An 18,533-nucleotide genomic window follows, 5' to 3' on the forward strand; every position below is an offset into this window, starting at 1 on the left:
CCTGTGATCGATAACGTCTAACGCTATTCAAGCCGGTTCTAAATTACCTTCAGCTATAAGCTAATCATTAAAAAATAGCATATTAAATATAAACATTATGCTTATATAAACCCATCGCAACCGACCACACGATGGAGCTGCCATGACCCAGGCCCGACACCCCGAGAGACTTCGAGCCTTTATAGGCGCCCTGGCGGAGTTGATTGACGGCAATCCACGCGAAGGTGACCTGCTGCATCGTGGCGGCAAGCTGCTGGCGCAACTGGTCAGCCATGATGACTGGCTCCCCGACGAATTTGCCCAACCTGACCCCGAGCGCTACCAGCAGTTCTTGCTGCATGCCGACTCGCGCCAGCGCTTCAGCATCGTCAGTTTTGTGTGGGGGCCGGGGCAAAGCACGCCGATCCATGATCATCGGGTGTGGGGGTTAATCGGAATGCTGCGCGGGGCAGAGTTTTCCCAGGGTTTTGAACGCGCACCCGATGGCAGCCTGGCCGCCGAAGGCAAGCCGATCAAGTTGGTGCCGGGCCAGGTTGAAGCCGTGTCGCCCAAAGTCGGCGACATCCATCAAGTGAGCAATGCCCACGGCGACCAGGTGTCGATCAGCATTCATGTGTACGGCGCCAATATCGGTGCGGTGCGCCGTGCGGTGTACCAGCCCGATGGCAGCGAGAAACTGTTCATTTCCGGCTATTCCAACGCCTTCCTCCCGAATATCTGGGATTTGTCCGAAGAAAAGAGCCCTGCCCTATGACCACCGTATCGACCCGCAGCTTTGCCCAGATTCGCCAGGCCCTGTTGGACCGTCAGGAAGTCGCCCTGGTCGACGTGCGCGAAGAAGCGCCGTTTGCCGAATCCCACCCGCTGTTTGCCGCGAACATCCCGCTGTCCAAGCTGGAACTGGAGGTGTACTCGCGCATTCCACGGCGCGATACCCAGGTCACCGTGTATGACAATGGCGAAGGCCTCGCCGCCCGCGCCGCCGAGCGTCTTATCGCACTGGGCTACAGCCAGGTCAGCCTGCTTGAAGGTGGCCTGCAGGGATGGCGCAAGGCCGGTGGTGAGCTGTTTATCGACGTCAATGTGCCAAGCAAAGCCTTTGGCGAGCTGGTGGAAAGCGAGCGGCACACGCCGTCCCTGGCGGCTGAAGAGGTGCAAGCGCTGCTCGACAGCCAGGCCGATGTGGTGGTGCTCGACGCCCGCCGCTTCGACGAATACCAGACCATGAGCATCCCCACCGGCATCAGCGTGCCCGGTGCCGAGTTGGTGTTGCGTGCCCGCGAACTGGCGCCGGACCCGACCACCCGCATCATCGTCAATTGCGCCGGGCGTACCCGCAGCATTATCGGCACGCAGTCGCTGATCAACGCCGGCGTGGCCAACCCGGTGTCGGCCCTGCGCAACGGCACCATCGGCTGGACCCTCGCCGGGCAGAAACTCGCCCACGGCCAATCGCGCCGTTTTGCACCAACCTCGGAAGAACATCGGCAAATCGCCGCCGTCGATGCGCGCCGCGTCGCCGACAAGGCCCGTGTGGGTCGCGCTACCCTCGCCGATCTGCAAGCCTGGCGGCAGGACGCGGCCCGCACGACCTACCTGTTCGATGTTCGCACCCCGGAAGAATTCGAAGTCGGTCACCTGCCGGGCGCGCGCTCCACGCCAGGCGGCCAGTTGGTTCAGGAAACCGACCACGTCGCCAGCGTGCGCGGCGCCCGCCTGGTGCTGGGGGATGACGACGGCGTGCGCGCGAATATGTCGGCGTCCTGGCTGGCCCAACTGGGCTGGGAAGTGCATGTGCTGGATGACCTGCAACCGGCGGACTTCAGCGAAAAAGGCGCTTGGATCGCCCCCGTACCGACGCCGCCACAAGCCGAACTGATCAGCCCCCACACCCTCGCCGACTGGCTGGAGCATGGCGACACCGTGGTGCTGGATTTCACCGCCAGCGCCAACTACGTGAAGCGCCATATCCCCGGTGCCTGGTGGGCCTTGCGTGCACAACTGCCCCAAGCCCTGGCCAAGGTGCCCGCCGCCCAGCGTTATGTGCTGACCTGTGGCAGCAGCCAGCTGGCGCGCCTGGCGGTGGCCGAAGTCGAAGCCATCACCGGCAAGCAAGTGTTCCTGCTGCAAGACGGCACCACCGGCTGGATCAACGCGCAACTGCCGTTGGAAGAAGGTGAAACCCACCTGGCCTCGCCGCGTATCGACCGTTATCGCCGCCCATATGAAGGCACCGATAACCCCAAGGAAGCCATGCAGGCCTATCTGGATTGGGAGTTCGGCCTGGTCGATCAGTTGGCTCGCGACGGCACCCACGGTTTCCACGTTATCTGACCACCCCCTGCACCACGCTCGGCACCGACCCCTTCTCCAGGCGGAGGTATGCCTTCAAGTCCAATAAACGCCTGGAGTTTGCCCATGCTTTACACCCAACCCTTCAAGCGCCTGTTCCTGGGCACAGCCCTGGCGCTCGGCCTGATGTCCAGCGCCCATGCCGCCGACCTGCAACCGCTGCGGGTAGCCAATCAGAAATCGACGATCAAGGCGCTGCTGGAAGTCTCCGGCGAAACCAAAAACGTGCCCTATGCAATCCAGTGGTCGGAATTCCCGTCCGCCTCGCCGCTGGGCGAAGCCTTGAATGCCAATGCGGTGGACATCGGCGCCCTGGGCGATGCGCCTTACGTGTTTGCCCTCGGCGCCGGTGGGTCGCTCAAGGTGGTCAGCATCATCCACGCCGAAGGGCGCAACACCACCGCCCTGCTGGTGCCCAAGGACTCGCCGATCAAGAGCGTCGCCGATCTCAAGGGCAAAAAAATCGTCACCGGGCGCGGTTCCATCGGGCATTACCTGGCAATCAAGGCGCTCGCCAGCGCCGGCCTTACCACCAAGGACGTGCAGTTCATTTTCCTGCTGCCCAGCGAATCACGCCTGGTGCTGGATAACGGCAGCGTCGACGCGTGGTCCACCTGGGACCCGTACACCACCGTAGTCACCTCGCAAAGCCAGGCCCGCGTACTGGTCAGCGGCCGCCAGCTGTTGAGCAATCACCTGTACCTCGCGGCTACCAGCCAAGCCATCGCCGACAAGCGCCCGCAACTCGACGACTTTGTCGCCCGCGTCGACCGTGCCTACGCCTGGGCCAATACCCACCCCGACGAATACGCTGCCGCCCAGGCCAAGATCACCGGCCTGCCGCTGGAAGTGCATGTAGAAGTGGCCAAGGACACCCACCTGACGCCGGTCGCTATCGACGACTCGGTCATCCGCGGCTTGCAAGCGACCGCCGACACCTATCAACAAGAAGGCCTGCTGACCAAGCACATCGATGTGTCGCAGGGCTTCGACAAGAGCTTTAACGCCAAGCGTGTCCCACTTTCCCAAGCATCGCGCTAGAAGGAGCAGAACATGAGCAAGCCACGTCAATTGAAACTCGGTGCCATGGTCCACGGAGTCGGTCACGGTTGGGGCGAATGGCGCCACCCGCAGGCCCAACCGAATGCCAGCACCGACTTTGGTTTCTACAAGCAGCAGACTGAATTGGCCGAAGCCGCCAAGTTCGACTTCGTGTTTATCGCCGACAGCCTGCATATCCACGCCAAATCCAGCCCGCATTACCTCAATCGGTTTGAGCCGCTGACCATCCTTTCGGCGCTGGCCGCGATCACGACGAATATCGGACTGGTTGCCACCGTGACCGTCAGCTACACCGAACCCTACCAGGTGGCGCGGCAGTTTTCGTCCCTGGACCATATCAGCGGCGGCCGCGCCGGGTGGAACGTCGTCACCTCGTGGCTCAGCGGCACTGCGGACAACTTCGGCAAAGCGGAACATCCGCCGCATGCCGTGCGCTACCGCATTGCCAAGGAACACCTGAACACGGTCAAGGGCCTGTGGGACTCCTGGGAAGACGACGCGTTTGCCTACAACAAGCAGACCGGCGAATTTTTCACCCCCGGCAAACTGCATGCGCTGAACCACAAGGGCGAGTTTTTCTCGGTCAAAGGCCCGCTGAATATCGCCCGCTCGCGCCAGGGCCAGCCGGTGATTTTCCAGGCGGGCACGTCGGAAGACGGGCGCAACTTTGCCGCGCAACACTCCGATGCGATCTTTGTGCATGTGGAGAGCATCGAGGAAGGCCGGGCCTATACCCAAGACCTCAAACGCCGCGCTAAAAGCTTTGGCCGTGACGCGGGCAGCCTGTCGATCCTGCCGGGTATCCGCCCGATTGTCGGCCGTGATCAAGCAGAAGTGGAAAGCCGCTACCAGCAGGCCGTGGACCTGGTCACCGTGGAAGACGCCATCGTCGCCCTCGGCCGCCCATTCAACGACCATGACTTCAGTCAATACCCGCTGGACGCGCCCTTTCCGGAACTCGGCGACCTCGGTTCCAACAGCCAGAAAGGCGGCTCCGACCGCATCAAGCAACTGGCCAAGGACGAAGGCCTGACCCTGCGCGAAGTGGCCCTGCGCTTCTCGCGGCCAAAACGTGATTTTGTCGGCACGCCGGAACACGTCGCCGATGCCATCCAGACCTGGTTCGAAAGCGGCGCCAGCGATGGTTTCATCATCAACTCGGTGCTGCCGGATGGCTTGCAATACTTCACAGAACTAGTGGTGCCGGTGCTGCAACAGCGCGGGCTGTTCCGCACCGACTACAGCGGGCATACCCTTCGCGACAACCTCGGCCTGGACGTGCCGGCCAATCGCTACAGTGTCGCCGCCGAGCTTGAAGAAAAACAAGAGGCGCTGGCATGACCGCCACCCGCAGCCAGAACCAGTAGTGAGCGGGCTTGCCCCGCGCTGGGCTGCGAAGCAGCCCCACTAAAGACACTGCGATTTCCAGATAGACCCGATTCGCCTGGTTTGGGGCTGCTTCGCAACCCAGCGCGGGGCGAGCCCGCTCACTACACGCCTATGCCCCACGACCAGCGCACACAAGCCGCTCCCCCATTGTTGACCGAGTACATGCTTATGACCCAACCGTCTCTCCGCTCCGTGGAAGTCGCCAACTTCGACGCCCTGCTCGAACGCCTCAGCGCCGAGCTGGCAGGCACCGCGCACGTCTATGACGAGAGCGGCGCCTTCCCCCACGCCAACTTCACGTTGCTGCACGAGCACGGCCTGGTCGCCCTCACCGTGCCCAGATCCTTGGGCGGCGGCGGCGCCAGCCTGCCCCAGGCGCGCAAGGCAATCCGTGCGATTGCCAAGGGTGAGCCATCCACCGCGCTGATCCTGGTGATGCAGTACCTGCAGCACACGCGCCTGCAAGGCAGTAAGACCTGGCCACCCCACCTGCGCACGCAAGTGGCCGAAGACGCGGTGCGCAACGGCGCCTTGATCAACGCCCTGCGCGTCGAACCCGACCTCGGCACCCCGGCGCGTGGCGGCCTACCGGCGACCACCGCCGTGCGCACCGCCGAAGGCTGGCGCATCAGCGGGCGAAAGATCTACTCCACCGGCAGCCATGGCTTGAGCTGGTTCAGCGTGTGGGCGCGCAGCGATGACGCCGACCCGCTGGTTGGCGCTTGGCTGGTGCGAAAAGACAGCCCCGGCGTCAGCATCATCGACACGTGGGATCACCTTGGCATGCGTGCTACTTGCAGCCATGAAGTGGTGCTCGACAATGTGCTGGTGCCACTGGACCACGCCGTCAGCGTCAGCCCGTGGAGCGCGCCGACGCCGGAGCTGGATGGCGAAGGTTTCCTGTGGATGTCGGTGTTGCTGTCCTCGGTGTATGACGCCGTGGCCCAGGCCGCGCGGGACTGGTTGGTGACGTGGCTGGAAGCGCGCGCACCGTCCAACCTCGGCGCCGCGCTGTCGACCTTGCCGCGCTTCCAGGAAACCGTCGGTCATATCGACACCCTGCTGTTTGCCAACCGCAGCCTGCTCGACGCCGCCGCCGAGGGCCACACCCCAGCGGCCAATGCGGCGCAGTTGAAGTACCTGGTGACCCACAACGCCATCCGCGCCGTGGAGCTGGCCATCGAGGCGTCGGGCAACCCTGGCCTGTCACGTCATAGCCCGTTGCAGCGGCATTACCGTGACGTGCTGTGCAGTCGCGTGCATACCCCACAGAACGACGCCGCCCTGCAAGGCATCGGCAAAGCCGTTTTTGCCCAACGCCAGAAGGAACGCTCATGAGTCAGGTGATGATTGCCAGCCAGTTGGACGAAGACTACAACGACGTGATCCGCGAGCGCGAATATCCTGCTGCTGCGCCCGATCAACGTGCGCGGCTACACCGCCCCGGACACCCTGCCTCCGGGTTGGCCTTACGGCGCACAGTGGGTGCACCTGGTGTCGTCAGGCATCGACTTTTATCCGCAATGGCTGTTCAACGGCCCCCGGTGACCACCTCGCGGGGCAGCGCCGCTGACCGAGGCCACGCGGCATATCATGAACCGTGATGTGCTGGGCAGTGCCAAGCCGGGGCTGCATCTGATCAACATTGCCCGAGGTGGTTTGCTGGATCAGGAGGCGCTGCTGGAAGCGCTGGACAATGGGCAGATAGGGCTGGCGTCGCTGGATGTGGCCGAGCCTTAGCCAACCGTGCAGGCGGGAAATCGTTACATCAGCCCCCATTGTCACCACGTCAAAGGGTTCGCTTGCGGCCTTCACAAACAAGATCCAGGAACCCATACAAGCCCTGGACATCTGCACTTGGTTAACCGTCATTCGCCAGGCGCTCACGCAGGAACTCCACCAGCGCCTGCACCGGTCGCGAGCTCTGCCGGTGTTGCGGGTACACGGCCGACAGGGTCAGGGCTTCGGGGGCGAACTCGTCCAGTAGGCTGACCAGGCGGCCGTCCTTCAACGCATCGCCGACGATAAAGGTCGGCAGGTACGTCACGCCCAGCCCAGCAATGGCGGTATCGCGCAGCAGGTCGCCGTTATTGACGCGCATGCGCCCGCTGACATTCAGCGCCTGCACCTTGCCCTTGAAGCGCCATTGCACCTGGCGGCCATGGCCATAAGGCAGGCAATCGTGCTGGGCCAGGTCCTCGGGCTGCAACGGCGTACCGCGCAGGGCCAGGTACTCGGGGCTGGCGCAGTACACCCGTGGGATGCTGGCAATACGGCGGGCGATCAGGGTGGAATCTTCCAAGGTGCCAATGCGCAGCACCAGATCGTAGCCCTCGCCGATCAGGTCCACGGGGCGATCGCTTAAGTCGACTTCCACCGACACCTGCGGATGGCGCTGCAAAAACTGCGGCAACAGGCAGCCCAAATGGGCCATGGCAAACGACAACGGCGCGCTGAGGCGAATGGTGCCGCGTGGCTCGCTGTTCTGCCCGGCAATGCCCTGCTCCACTTGCTCGACTTCACTGAGCAGGCGCAAGGCGGATTCGTAATAACTCTGGCCGAGTGGCGTGACATCCAGGCGGCGTGTGGAGCGGTTGAGCAGGCGCACGCCCAGGCGATCTTCCAGTTGGATCAGGCGGCGGCTGACGAACTGCTTGGACAGGCCCAGCTGTTCGGCGGCGGCGGTAAAACTGCCGGATTCCATGACTTGGCAGAACAGGCGCATGTCTTCAAAGGGGTTCATTGTCGCTTCTCGGTGGACATTTAGCGGACTTATAGCCTGTGAGTGGCCACACCACAAAACAAAATGTGGGAGCTGGCTTGCCTGCGATGGCGGTGTGTCAGCCAACATTGCTGTCAGCTGACACACCGCCCTCGCGGGCAAGCCCGGCTCCCACAGGGTTCAGCGGTGCGGTGTTTATACAGTTACTTGGCCGTAAACGCCGAGTAGCTGTTCATCAGGTTGCGGTAGTTAGGGATGCGTGGCGACAGCAGGTTGGCCAGGCCTTCCATGTCGTTGCGCCAGTCAACTTGCAGCTCGCAGGCCACGGAGAACCAGTTCACCAGTTGGGCACCGGCGGCGGTCATGCGCGCCCAGGCAGCCTGTTGCACGGTTTCGTTGAAGGTGCCGGAAGCGTCGGTGACCACGAACACTTCGAAGCCTTCATCCAGGGCGCACAGGGTTGGGAACGCCACGCAGACGTCAGTCACTACGCCGGCGATGATGATCTGCTTGCGGCCGGTTGCCTTGACGGCCTTGACGAAATCTTCGTTGTCCCAGGCGTTGATCTGGCCAGGGCGCGGGATGTACGGCGCGTCCGGGAACAGGGCTTTGAGCTCTGGAACCAGTGGACCGTTAGGGCCGCTTTCAAAGCTTGTAGTGAGGATGGTCGGCAGGTTGAAGAACTTCGCGACGTCGGCCAGGGCCAGTACGTTGTTCTTGAATTCGTTCGGAGAGAAGTCCTGTACCAGCGAGATCAGGCCGGTCTGGTGATCGACCAACAGGACAACGGCGTCATCTTTGTTCAAGCGCTTGTAAGTCATGGGGTAACTCCTGTGGGATGTATGGGATTCAGAAAGCAAAGCACGAGCAGCCAAACGCCCCCCAGAAACCCTGGAAGTCGCTGACCGGCACGCTGGAAAGACGCGCCTTTTCATGGCTGTGGGAATGCACGCCGCACGGGCCGCTGCAGTGGTGAACCTGAGCTTGCAAAGGCGAACTTGGACGCCAGTGACCCGGCACCTTGACCACCGGCGACCAGTCCGGCAGCACCGGAACCCGTGGCGGTGCGTAATCTTCGAAATCGCCAGCACCGTAGACCACGTTGCCGCCGACCACGGTCAGTACCGATTCGATCCACTTGATGGCTTCTTCATCGACACTGAAAAAGTCTGCCGACAGTGCGGCCACATCCGCCAATTGCCCAACCTTGATCTGGCCCTTCTTGCCCTGTTCGGACGAGAACCAGGCGCTGCCATGGGTGAACAGTTCCAGCGCGGTGAGGCGCGGCAGGCCCTCGGCGTGCAGCTCCAGGCCGCCAACGGTGCGGCCGCTGACCATCCAGTACAACGAGGTCCATGGGTTGTAGCTCGACACCCGCGTGGCGTCAGTGCCCGCCCCTACCGGTACGCCTTCCGCCAACATGCGTTTGATCGGCGGCGTGGCTTCGGCAGCTTTGGCCCCATAACGCTCGACAAAGTACTCGCCCTGGAACGCCATGCGGTCCTGGATCGCAATCCCGCCGCCGAGGGCACGTACGCGCTCGATGTTTTTCGGGGTGATGGTTTCGGCGTGATCGAAGAACCACGGCAAACCGTTGAACGGGATATCGCGGTTGACCTTCTCGAACACGTCGAGCATGCGCGAGATGGATTCGTCATAAGTCGCGTGCAGACGGAACGGCCAGCGCTGCTCCACCAGATGGCGCACCACCGGCTCCAGCTCCTGCTCCATGGTCAGCGGCAAGTCGGGGCGCGGCTCAAGGAAGTCTTCGAAGTCCGCCGCCGAGAACACCAGCATCTCGCCCGCGCCGTTGTGGCGCAGGTAGTCATCGCCCTGGTGCAGGGTGACGCTGCCGGTCCAGTTCTTGAAGTCGCTGAGTTCTTCCTTGGGCTTCTGGGTGAACAGGTTGTAGGCGATGCGCACCGTCAACTGTTCGTCTTTGGCCAGTTGCTCGATCACCGCGTAGTCATCGGGGTAGTTCTGGAAACCACCGCCGGCATCAATGGCGCTGGTGAGCCCCAGGCGATTGAGCTCGCGCATGAACTGACGGGTCGAGTTGACCTGGTATTCCAGCGGCAGTTTCGGGCCCTTGGCCAGGGTCGAATACAGGATCATCGCGTTAGGCCGCGCCACCAGCATGCCAGTGGGGTTGCCATTGCTGTCACGCACGATCTCGCCACCCGGAGGGTTTGGCGTGTCCTTGGTGTAGCCGGCCACACGCAGCGCGGCACGGTTGAGCAAGGCACGGTCGTAAAGGTGCAGCACGAAGACCGGGGTATCCGGCGCGGCCTGGTTCAACTCTTCCAGGGTTGGCATGCGCTTTTCCGCGAACTGGAATTCGTTCCAGCCACCGACCACACGCACCCATTGCGGCGTCGGGGTTCGATCAGCCTGGTCCTTGAGCATGCGCAAGGCATCGGCCAGGGACGGCACGCCTTCCCAGCGCAGTTCAAGGTTGTAGTTCAGGCCGCCACGGATCAGGTGCAGGTGCGAGTCGTTGAGGCCGGGGATGACGGTGCGGCCCTTGAGGTCGATGACCTTCGTGCCGCTGCCACGTAGCGCCATGGCTTCACCGTCGGTGCCTACGGCAACAAATCGCCCCTGGCTGATGGCGACGGCGGTTGCACGTGGGTTTTCACGGTCCACGGTGTGGAACTGGCCATTGAACAGAATCAGATCGGCGTTCATAGGGTTTCCTTTACAGAGGCTTCAAGCCAGGGAGCGAACAGGCGGGTAGCCGCCGGCATCAGCAGGTAGACCACCAGCAGGACGATGGTCAGGGTGACCAGAAAGGTGGAGACCACGTAGTTGGACAAGAACGGGTGCAGACGCAGGATCGGTCCCCAGATGAACGGCAACAGCAAGGTCTGCGGCAGAATCACGAACAGGCTGACCACCGCCTGCTTCCAGCGCGGCGGCTTGGCGGCGCTGTCGGCCAGGGGCGCGAACCAGAATTCGTTGGCGGCGCCGATTTCGGTCTTGTCGCCGTCGGCCAGCATGGGTGTGGCTTCGGCGATCAGGGTTTTGCGCTCTGGGGAGTCGAGCCAGGTTTTCAGGTCATCGGTGGAGCGGTAGCGCAATACGCAGGTGAACAACGCCAGCTTGCCCTGCTTACCGCGCACCACATCGACGCCCAGATGGCCAGGACGGTCGCCGGCGATGCGCACGATGCGGCGTAGCCAGGCTTCGTAATCGGCTTCACTGCCTTGTTTGATCAGGTGTTTGACCACCAGGGTGACGACTTCGTCGGAGCCTGGTTTTGGTGCTGGGTCCATGGGGTGTCCCTCTGCCTTGATGTTTCAGCGATGAGGGTAGTTTGCAGGGGGTTGGGGTGGGGAAAATTGGATGTACGTGCTGTTTGGGGGGGTACATATCCGTTATTTGGGTAACGGCAACTTAGCGTTCCGCCCTTACGGCGGCTCACTTTGGAAAAGCCGGAATGCCGGCCCAGCCCAAAGTAAGCAAAGGGCTCTTGCCCCACCACTCGGCACCTCGCTTAGGCTCGGCGTGCCCTCAGGGCCGCCTCAGATCAAGATCACAAGCCAGATCAAAAGCAGAGCAGATCAAAAGCAGTTTTGGGGTACTCCGCAGGTCTGCTTTCCTGTGGGAGCTGGCTAAGTGCGCGCGCGCCGCGTCGTACTCAGCTTGTGAGTGCTTGAGCCGATCTTTTCAGATTGGATCCCCTTCCCGCCGCCAGGCTGTACTAGCATAGGTCCCGGCGGGAAGGACTATCACGGCAGGTTGTTCGCATTGGCTAGCCTCTCAATCCCCGCCGCTATAAAGCCGAGCACCTGCACGCCTCATGGACGAATTGATGAACGCACACTTGTTTCCTCATATTGGCAAGGTCATCGCCAGCACCGGCAGTCGCCATTTCCCACGCATGCTGCATGACCTTATCCTCACCCAACTGGCAGTGGACGCCACCCATATCACCCAATTGCAGGTCAGTACCGACGGGCACACCCGCCGCAAGATCAGCCCGGTCTATACCGACTCGGTGGCAACCCTGGACGGGGAACAGCACGCCGCGCAATTGCACCTCACCCGCCACAAGGACGACGTACGCTACGTGCTGTCGGTGTATCGCTCACACCCGTCAGACAGCTTCTCGCCGCAGGAACGCAGCATGCTGCAGGACTTCTCCACGCTGCTGTTGCCCATGGTGGAAAAGCACATCGCGGCAATCCACCCGTGCCGCCAGGACAGCGATCCGGTGATGCCGCAAAACCAGGGTATTGAAACCCTGCGCCGGCGCATTGAAGAGCGGTTGGTACAGTCAGGGCTAACGTTGTCCAACCGTGAGCTCGAGGTGTGCCTGGGGCTGCTGGCCGGGCGCACGGCGCCGGAGCTGGCAGAGCAGTTGGCATTGAAGGTCAATACCATCGAGAGTTACTTGAAACGCGCAGCGATCAAGCTGGGGATCAGTGGGCGGCATTCGTTGTTGCGGTGGCTGTATTCGACGGAGGATGACACGGCTGCACATCCATGAAGCACCACCGCCCTGTGGCGCTGGCTTGTCGGGTCGCAGCCGGGCACTCAAACCTCGCGCGGCTTCAGCTTCAGGTGCCGCGCATACCAGGGCCGCTTCGGCACTCGCTTGAACAGCCCCTGCAACATGCCTTCGTCTTCGCCAAAGGTGATCCGCAGCGCCAGTTTCATGGTCTCCGGGTCCATTTCCATCGACCGCCCCATCTGCAACCCCGGCGTCGTACTGCAGCCATGCGTATCCGGGCCCAGCCACGGGTCTCCCACCTCGACCCAGCGGCCCGGTGCGAACCAGGCCACGCCGTTGACTTGCATGCGGCGGACTTCACCCGGATTGAAGCGCTCATGGGCGCGAAACCAGTCTTCGATACGGTCGTCGATCCAGCCGTGAAAGTGCCAGAACACTGGGCTCACATGGGAGGAAAACGGGTCGCCGAGAAAGTCGTTCTCCGCCGTGTACCAGCGTGGGGCGAAGTCCGACGGGTCACGGGCGAACGGCACCGGCGCACCGTTGGAGGGGTCACGCGGCACCGAGGCCCAGCGCATGTGCAGCCAGTCGTGCAGGCCCAGTTCCATCTCTGAACCCAACTGCCCGAGTGTCAGTTTGGACAAATAACGGGGGTCGCGGTATTGGGATTCCCACACCTGAAAGTTGCTGTGATAGGTCTCGGCGGCCTTGATGTCGCTGACCCACTGGGTGTAGGCGCTGTCATCCGGCGCCGACCACGTGGGCGGCAGCGCGAAGCCGTCGTGGTTGTCGAAGTAACGCAGGAAGCCCAGTCGATCACGTTCCAACACCGGCTGCGGTTCGGGGAATTGCGGCCACGAGGGCAAATCCTGCAGGGAGCGCGCGGTGCCGAGCATGTGTCGGTGCATGAAGAAGAAGTCGATGCCCGAGCCGTTGCGGTCTTTGCGCTTGCCTCGGGCGTCGCGCTCCTGGCCCCGCGGGCCGGGTTGCCAGCCGATGCCGCGCAGAGCCTCGCGTTTTTCTTCGGAAAGTTTGTGCCATTGGTCGCGGGTGGCGTGCCACAGTTGGTGGAACAAGCGGTGCTCGGGAGCAATCAGCCAGGCCAACAGGGCTGGGTTGAGGCCGATGCGTTCGCGCGCTTCAGGAAACGCTTGCTTGTGGGCGATAAAACGATTGTCGCGCTCAACCAGCGCCAGCGGCCGGTCCAGCTCAAGAATCTGCCCGCTGAGGGAAGCGCTGCCGGCATTGGCGAAGTTGGCCCAGACTTCATCAAGGGTCATCTTGAATTCGTAGGCGGGTATGCCGTCGGCCGAGTCGCGGTCGATCAATCGCCAATACAGCACGGCACCCTCGCCCGTCAGCAGGTCCCCGAGCACCCGGTAACGAGGCTCACCCTCGGCGCGCAGGTTGGCGGCAGTGTCCAGGTAGCCGCGCAGGCCGCGCCCACGGGGGGCAATGTCGAGCAGCAACATCAGGCCTTGCAACGGTAAGCCCTTGAGGCCCGCGTCGCGACCTTCCAGGCGCAGGTTCCACACCCCTCGCAGGGTGTTCGCCAGGTGCTGGCCGTCGGTATCCGCCAAGTCCACGGTGGCTTCGCCAGGGGTGATGGGAAACTCTTCACGCGTCAACTCGCGATGGGCATACAAGGCCGCGGGCACAGCCGCGCCAGTCAGCGCCAGGCCTGCGATGAACCCACGTCGAGAGATCGTCATTGTCTACCTTAGGAAACGGCTTAATCAGAGCTAGAACGTTTGCAGGCCGGGGAAATTTACCGCGACCTGCCCGCCGCCTAAATTTCTGTGCCCGACGCTCGTTCTTCCCTGATAGCAAAGGCCTCAACTGACTGAGATGGCAATGACAAAACCACGTTCGAAAAAGGCGTTGTATATCGGCCTGCCGCTGGCACTCGCCATTGGCGCCGGAGCCGGCTTCCTGGCCTGGGATCACTGGTTCAGGGGCAATGCCGGCTACCCGCTGGAAGTGATCAAGCAAGCCAATGAAATGCAGGATCGCCTGTTGTCATTCGACAGCCATATCACCGTGCCCCTGGATTTCGGCGGCATCGACAACGAGGCCGACAAGGATGGCAACGGCCAATTCGACCTGGCCAAGGCGGCTCGTGGCCGCTTGTCCGGCGCGGCCCTGACGATTTTTGGCTGGCCGGAAATCTGGAACGGCCCCAACGCCCCGCACAAGCCCACCGACGGTTTTGTCGAAGAGGCGCGCCATGAGCAAGAGGTGCGCTTCAAGATCATCTCCGGCATGGTCCGCGACTTTCCCAACCAGGTGGGCATTGCCTACACCCCGGACGACTTCCGGCGCCTGCATGGCGAGGGCAAGTTCGCGATCTTTATCAGCATGCTCAATGCCTACCCCTTGGGCAACGACTTGAACCAGCTGGACCTGTGGGCCGCACGCGGCATGCGCATGTTCGGGTTCAGCTATATCGGCAATAACGCCTGGTCCGATTCTTCGCGCCCACTGCCGTTTTTCAATGACTCCGCCGACGCACTCGAAGGCTTGTCGCCGATTGGCCAACAAGCCGTGCACCGCCTCAACGACCTGGGCGTGATCATCGATGTGTCGCAGATGTCGACCAAGGCCCTCGAGCAAGTGGCGCAGCTGAGCCGCACACCGATGGTGGCCTCCCATTCAGCGCCACGCGCGTCGGTGGATATCCCGCGCAACCTCAGTGACAAGGAACTGCAACTGATCAAGAACAGCGGCGGCGTGGTTCAGGTCGTGGGGTTCCCGGCGTATCTACGCCCCTTGAGCCAGCCGACCCAGGACAAGCTCAATGCCCTGCGCGCACGTTTCGACCTGCCTCCCCTGCCCAACCTAGCCATGGCCTTGATGCCGGGCGACGCGATCATTGCCGCCTGGCCCGAGCAGAAGTTCGGCCAATATGCCCAAGGCCTGTACGGCATTCTTGAAGAGGAGCCCAAGGCCACGCTCAAGGATTGGGGCGACGCCGTCGACTACACGGTGCGCAAGATCGGGATTGATCACGTCGGCATCTCCTCGGACTTCAACGACGGCGGCGGCATCCAGGGCTGGGAGAACGTCGGCGAGATACGCAACGTCACCGCCGAACTGATCCAGCGCGGCTATTCCGAAGCCGATATCGCCAAACTGTGGGGCGGTAACTTCCTGCGCGTGTGGGACCAAGTACAAAAAGCCGCCAAGCCATTGGCCAACCGCTAATCACTTAGAAGCACGTCCATGACCGACCGCCGTACGTTCCTCAAGCAGGCGGGTGTATTTGCCGCCAGCCTGCCACTGGGCGCCGCGCTGCTCCCGCAAGCAATCGCCGCCAACACCACAGATGCCCCATGGACGGGCCTCAAGCAGCTGTTCAACCAAGACCCGGATTACCTGCACTTCTCCAACTTCCTGGTGGCTTCGCACCCCAAGCCGGTACGCGAGGCCATCGAGCGTTACCGGGCGCAGATCGACCGCAACCCAGGGCTGGCGATGGACTGGGACCTGCAGGAAACCTGGAAGCGTGAAGGCCAGGTACGTGAGTGGGCCGGCCGCTATTTGCAGGCCACGCCTGCACAGATCGCCCTCACCGGCAGCACTTCGGAAGGGTTGGCGATGATCTACGGCGGGATCAAGGTACGGCCAGGCCAGGAAATCCTTACGACCGTCCACGAGCACTACGCCACCCAAAATGTGCTGGACTATCGCGCACTCAAGGAAGGCACGCAGGTGCGCCGGATCAAGTTATTCGAGAGCGCCCACCGCGTGTCCGCCGACGAGGTGCTGGGCAACATCCAGCGCCATATCCGCCCCAACACCCGCGTGCTTGGCATGACCTGGGTGCAGTCCGGCAGTGGCGTGAAACTGCCCATTGGCGAAATCGGCACGCTGGTGGACGAACACAATCGCAACCGCGACGACCAGGACCGCATCCTCTATGTGGTGGATGGCGTGCATGGTTTCGGCGTGGAAAACCTCGACTTCCCGGACATGCATTGCGACTTCTTTATCGCCGGCACCCACAAGTGGATGTTCGGCCCACGCGGCACCGGGCTTGTCTGCGCCCGCGACGCGGACAACCGATACGTGACACCGATGGTGCCAACCTTCTCCGAAGACAAAGACTTCGCCACCCGCATGACGCCGGGCGGCTACCACGCCTTCGAGCATCGCTGGGCGGCGGATGAGGCGTTCAAGCTGCACTTGCAACTGGGCAAGGCGCAGGTGCAGGCACGCATTCGTGCGCTGAATACCGAACTCAAGGAGCAGCTGTTGGCGCAGCGGCAGATCGAACTGGTCACGCCGCGCAGCCCCGAACTGTCGGCCGGCTTCACCTTCTTCCGCGTCAAAGGAAAGGACTGTGATGCCGTCGCGGCCAACATGATGAAACGCCGTGTGGTGATCGACGCGGTGAACCGGGATGTCGGCCCGGTGATTCGCACTGCCCCTGGCCTGCTCAATTCCTCCGATGAAATCCAGCGTTTCATGACCTTGCTTCGCCAGCAGGTGTGACGCCCACCCTTTTTCCTTTGAACGAGATGCCCACATGAATCCATCCCGACTCAAACCCCTCACGGCATTGGCACTGACCGCCCTGTGCGGCGCACTCCTGCCCAACCTGGCCCAAGCCGCCGCGCCGCAACCCGGCAAAGTGTTCAAGGACTGCAAGGACTGCCCGGAAATGGTGGTGCTGCCCGCCGGCACCTTCACCATGGGCACGCCGGACGATGAAGTCGGCCGCGAGCCGGATGAAAGCCCGATGCATGAAGTGACCTTCGCCAAGCCGTTTGCCATGAGCCGTTTTCACATCACCGCTGGCGAATGGGACAGCTATGTCCGCCAGACCGGCGTGACCATCGCCGATGGCGACACCCGCCCCGGCCGCGAATGCATCGCCAGCAGGCCGCGCTACCCCCAGGGCCCACGCCAGCCGGCGGTGTGCATGGACATGGATGACATCAAAGGCTATGTGGCCTGGCTGTCGAAAAAGACTGGGCAGCCGTACCACATGGTCAGCGAATCGCAGCGTGAATATGCCGCACGCGCAGGCTCGACCGGGCCGTTTCCGTTCCCGTTCGATGAGGGCAAGGGCTACAGCATCGCCAAGCATGCCAACACCTACGGCCCTGCGGATGGGTACAGCTACTCGTCACCCGTCGGCAGCTACCCGCCGAATGCCTTTGGCATGTACGACATGCATGGCAACGTGTATGAGCGGGTCGCAGACTGCTACCACGCGGACTACAAGGGCGCCCCCACCGATGGCAGTGCCTGGGTGGAGCCGACCTGCGAGCTGTATCAGATTCGCGGCAACGACTGGGGCGAAGCGCCGGTGTTTTCGCGCTCGGGCAACCGCAATAACATCTACCCGCAGACGCGCGGGGACTGGATCGGGTTTCGGGTAGTGCGCGACCTGTAACACGGGCACCCTCCAGTGTGGGAGCTGGCTTGCCTGCGATGGCGGCAGGTCAGCTAACATCAATGTGTCTGACCCACCGCTATCGCAGGCAAGCCAGCTCCCACATTTGGACCGCAAGGCTCAAGAAGATTGCGGTCAGCCCTTCTGCGCCAACAACGCCAACCCTTCGTGCAACGCCGGGAACAGGCTGTTGTTGAAGTTATTCCAGCGCAATTCAAGGATGGTGTCATCCGGCGCGATCTCAGTCTTGAGCACGTCGTGGAACACTTCGCCCGAGTCAATGCCGTTGTCCACGTAGTGGAACGAAGCGCCGGTGAGGTACAGCGGCTCCGAGGGCCGGGTCTCCTTGGTCGCCCAATCCACCACCGTTTGCCCACGCGCTCCGTACAGGGCGTTCCAGGTGGCGTAGGCGCCACGGCGCTCGTAGGGCGATTCGATGCGGGTAATCCCCGGGTGGATGTTCATGATGCGGCGGGCAAACGGCGCGCCCGGGCGCACCAGCTCGTCGAGGATCACCAACAAACCGTCCAGCACCACGATATCTGCCTTCAGCTCCACCAGCGTGTCGTGCAGGCGGCGTTCGAAATCCTGCTTGCCGGCGATGTGTTCCGCGCTACCGCGTGGCAGCCGCCGGTAGGTAGACGGCACGCTCAGCAGCAGATCATTGACCAGGCGCCCCTGCACCCGCAGGTCGGCCGGGTATAGCCATTGGCGACCCGGTTTGTAGGCAAACCCGTAATCGCGGACCAGCTGCTGGTCCCGTGGGTTTTGCTCGTCGTCGTCATACACCACGCCCACCAGGTTGTAGGCCTCGCCCAGCGGCGTGTCGTTCAGTGCGCCCGCCAGGGATTCCAGCACCGACATCATGTAGCGCTCGTGGTCCTTGTAGGCCACTGGCTGCCCGGCCTTGTCAGCCGCGGCATTGCGCAGGGACCACACGTACACCAGATTCTTTTTCGTCATTGCTTCGCTCTCGCTGGATAGATCAGGCACGCGCCAATGCGCGTGCGCCTACACCACAAGAACGAACCAGCCGCCGCGCAATTTATCCGCCACCGCCACCGCCGAGCGCACCGAGCTAAATAGTCGCGCCAATCCTTCGTTTGTCATGGGTAAGGGTCTGTGTGCCCAGCCCCCTCTTTTTCACTTTC

General features: G+C 62.5%; 15 protein-coding genes and 1 pseudogene. 10 read left to right on the plus strand and 6 right to left on the minus strand.

Going from position 1 to position 18,533, the window contains the following annotated elements; translation table 11 throughout:
* Positions 1 to 142 precede the first annotated feature (142 nt).
* From AB4O35_RS22840 to AB4O35_RS22865, 6 genes and pseudogenes are all read left to right on the plus strand, one after another.
* A complete protein-coding gene (locus tag AB4O35_RS22840; RefSeq protein ID WP_065891213.1) occupies positions 143 to 754 on the plus strand; it encodes a cysteine dioxygenase family protein in 612 nt (203 codons plus the stop codon).
* On the plus strand, positions 751 to 2,334 hold the full coding sequence (locus AB4O35_RS22845; protein WP_065876036.1) for a rhodanese-related sulfurtransferase: 1,584 nt from the start codon (positions 751 to 753) through the stop codon (positions 2,332 to 2,334). The genes AB4O35_RS22840 and AB4O35_RS22845 overlap by 4 nt, the downstream gene beginning before the upstream one ends.
* A gap of 84 nt (positions 2,335 to 2,418) precedes the next feature.
* Entirely contained in the window at positions 2,419 to 3,393 is a 975-nt protein-coding gene (locus tag AB4O35_RS22850; RefSeq protein WP_065876035.1) for an ABC transporter substrate-binding protein, read from the plus strand.
* 12 nt (positions 3,394 to 3,405) lie between these two features.
* Positions 3,406 to 4,755 (plus strand): LLM class flavin-dependent oxidoreductase, encoded by a 1,350-nt coding sequence (locus tag AB4O35_RS22855; protein WP_065881770.1) that lies wholly within the window; start codon positions 3,406 to 3,408, stop codon positions 4,753 to 4,755.
* Between the two features lie 216 nt (positions 4,756 to 4,971).
* On the plus strand, positions 4,972 to 6,141 hold the full coding sequence (locus tag AB4O35_RS22860; RefSeq protein WP_065946391.1) for an acyl-CoA dehydrogenase family protein: 1,170 nt from the start codon (positions 4,972 to 4,974) through the stop codon (positions 6,139 to 6,141).
* Positions 6,138 to 6,540: pseudogene (locus tag AB4O35_RS22865) on the plus strand (NAD(P)-dependent oxidoreductase); the annotation flags it as partial. The gene AB4O35_RS22860 and the pseudogene AB4O35_RS22865, both read left to right, overlap by 4 nt.
* Before the next feature lie 124 nt (positions 6,541 to 6,664).
* On the opposite strand, the gene AB4O35_RS22870 reads toward AB4O35_RS22865, so the two are convergent.
* From AB4O35_RS22870 to AB4O35_RS22885, 4 genes are all read right to left on the minus strand, one after another.
* The gene (locus AB4O35_RS22870) at positions 6,665 to 7,546 is read right to left on the minus strand and encodes a LysR family transcriptional regulator (RefSeq protein ID WP_065876031.1); all 882 of its coding nucleotides are present in this window, start codon (positions 7,544 to 7,546) and stop codon (positions 6,665 to 6,667) included.
* A 182-nt stretch (positions 7,547 to 7,728) separates the two neighbouring features.
* Positions 7,729 to 8,346, minus strand: coding sequence for an isochorismate family cysteine hydrolase YcaC (ycaC, locus tag AB4O35_RS22875; protein ID WP_049712843.1), 618 nt, complete (start codon positions 8,344 to 8,346; stop codon positions 7,729 to 7,731).
* A 28-nt stretch (positions 8,347 to 8,374) separates the two neighbouring features.
* Positions 8,375 to 10,213, minus strand: coding sequence for an amidohydrolase (locus AB4O35_RS22880; protein ID WP_065876030.1), 1,839 nt, complete (start codon positions 10,211 to 10,213; stop codon positions 8,375 to 8,377).
* A complete protein-coding gene (locus AB4O35_RS22885) occupies positions 10,210 to 10,800 on the minus strand; it encodes an antibiotic biosynthesis monooxygenase (protein ID WP_065876029.1) in 591 nt (196 codons plus the stop codon). Before AB4O35_RS22885 ends, AB4O35_RS22880 begins: the two co-directional genes overlap by 4 nt.
* Before the next feature lie 539 nt (positions 10,801 to 11,339).
* Between AB4O35_RS22885 and AB4O35_RS22890 the strand changes: the two genes are divergently transcribed.
* A complete protein-coding gene (locus AB4O35_RS22890) occupies positions 11,340 to 12,017 on the plus strand; it encodes a response regulator transcription factor (RefSeq protein WP_175403074.1) in 678 nt (225 codons plus the stop codon).
* Positions 12,018 to 12,064: 47 nt separating this feature from the next.
* Here AB4O35_RS22890 and pvdP read toward each other — a convergent pair whose 3' ends face one another.
* Entirely contained in the window at positions 12,065 to 13,693 is a 1,629-nt protein-coding gene (pvdP, locus tag AB4O35_RS22895; protein WP_065876027.1) for a pyoverdine maturation tyrosinase PvdP, read from the minus strand.
* Between the two features lie 142 nt (positions 13,694 to 13,835).
* Between pvdP and pvdM the strand changes: the two genes are divergently transcribed.
* The 3 genes from pvdM to pvdO are packed head-to-tail and all read left to right on the plus strand — an operon-like array spanning position 13,836 to position 17,382.
* Positions 13,836 to 15,185, plus strand: a complete 1,350-nt coding sequence (gene pvdM, locus AB4O35_RS22900) for a pyoverdine-tailoring dipeptidase-like protein PvdM (RefSeq protein ID WP_065876026.1) — start codon at positions 13,836 to 13,838, stop codon at positions 15,183 to 15,185.
* Positions 15,186 to 15,203: 18 nt separating this feature from the next.
* On the plus strand, positions 15,204 to 16,475 hold the full coding sequence (gene pvdN / locus AB4O35_RS22905) for a pyoverdine-tailoring periplasmic protein PvdN (RefSeq protein ID WP_065876025.1): 1,272 nt from the start codon (positions 15,204 to 15,206) through the stop codon (positions 16,473 to 16,475).
* A gap of 34 nt (positions 16,476 to 16,509) precedes the next feature.
* Entirely contained in the window at positions 16,510 to 17,382 is an 873-nt protein-coding gene (pvdO, locus tag AB4O35_RS22910) for a dihydropyoverdine dehydrogenase (RefSeq protein ID WP_065876024.1), read from the plus strand.
* A 135-nt stretch (positions 17,383 to 17,517) separates the two neighbouring features.
* On the opposite strand, the gene AB4O35_RS22915 is transcribed toward pvdO, so the two are convergent.
* Positions 17,518 to 18,345, minus strand: a complete 828-nt coding sequence (locus tag AB4O35_RS22915) for a formyl transferase (protein ID WP_065876023.1) — start codon at positions 18,343 to 18,345, stop codon at positions 17,518 to 17,520.
* Between the last annotated feature and the right edge of the window lie 188 nt (positions 18,346 to 18,533).

Source organism: Pseudomonas sp. H1_A03 (assembly GCF_054685145.1).

What these genes read in the sequence shown, in the direction of transcription:
- AB4O35_RS22850 (WP_065876035.1), top strand. Translation starts at nt 2,419, where the DNA reads ATGCTTTACACCCAACCCTTCAAGCGCCTGTTCCTGGGCACAGCCCTG.
- AB4O35_RS22890 (WP_175403074.1), top strand. Translation starts at nt 11,340, where the DNA reads ATGAACGCACACTTGTTTCCTCATATTGGCAAGGTCATCGCCAGCACC.
- pvdP (WP_065876027.1), bottom strand. Translation starts at nt 13,693, where the DNA reads ATGACGATCTCTCGACGTGGGTTCATCGCAGGCCTGGCGCTGACTGGC.
- pvdM (WP_065876026.1), top strand. Translation starts at nt 13,836, where the DNA reads ATGACAAAACCACGTTCGAAAAAGGCGTTGTATATCGGCCTGCCGCTG.
- pvdO (WP_065876024.1), top strand. Translation starts at nt 16,510, where the DNA reads ATGAATCCATCCCGACTCAAACCCCTCACGGCATTGGCACTGACCGCC.
- AB4O35_RS22845 (WP_065876036.1), top strand. Translation starts at nt 751, where the DNA reads ATGACCACCGTATCGACCCGCAGCTTTGCCCAGATTCGCCAGGCCCTG.
- AB4O35_RS22885 (WP_065876029.1), bottom strand. Translation starts at nt 10,800, where the DNA reads ATGGACCCAGCACCAAAACCAGGCTCCGACGAAGTCGTCACCCTGGTG.
- AB4O35_RS22860 (WP_065946391.1), top strand. Translation starts at nt 4,972, where the DNA reads ATGACCCAACCGTCTCTCCGCTCCGTGGAAGTCGCCAACTTCGACGCC.
- ycaC (WP_049712843.1), bottom strand. Translation starts at nt 8,346, where the DNA reads ATGACTTACAAGCGCTTGAACAAAGATGACGCCGTTGTCCTGTTGGTC.
- AB4O35_RS22870 (WP_065876031.1), bottom strand. Translation starts at nt 7,546, where the DNA reads ATGAACCCCTTTGAAGACATGCGCCTGTTCTGCCAAGTCATGGAATCC.
- pvdN (WP_065876025.1), top strand. Translation starts at nt 15,204, where the DNA reads ATGACCGACCGCCGTACGTTCCTCAAGCAGGCGGGTGTATTTGCCGCC.
- AB4O35_RS22915 (WP_065876023.1), bottom strand. Translation starts at nt 18,345, where the DNA reads ATGACGAAAAAGAATCTGGTGTACGTGTGGTCCCTGCGCAATGCCGCG.
- AB4O35_RS22840 (WP_065891213.1), top strand. Translation starts at nt 143, where the DNA reads ATGACCCAGGCCCGACACCCCGAGAGACTTCGAGCCTTTATAGGCGCC.
- AB4O35_RS22880 (WP_065876030.1), bottom strand. Translation starts at nt 10,213, where the DNA reads ATGAACGCCGATCTGATTCTGTTCAATGGCCAGTTCCACACCGTGGAC.
- AB4O35_RS22855 (WP_065881770.1), top strand. Translation starts at nt 3,406, where the DNA reads ATGAGCAAGCCACGTCAATTGAAACTCGGTGCCATGGTCCACGGAGTC.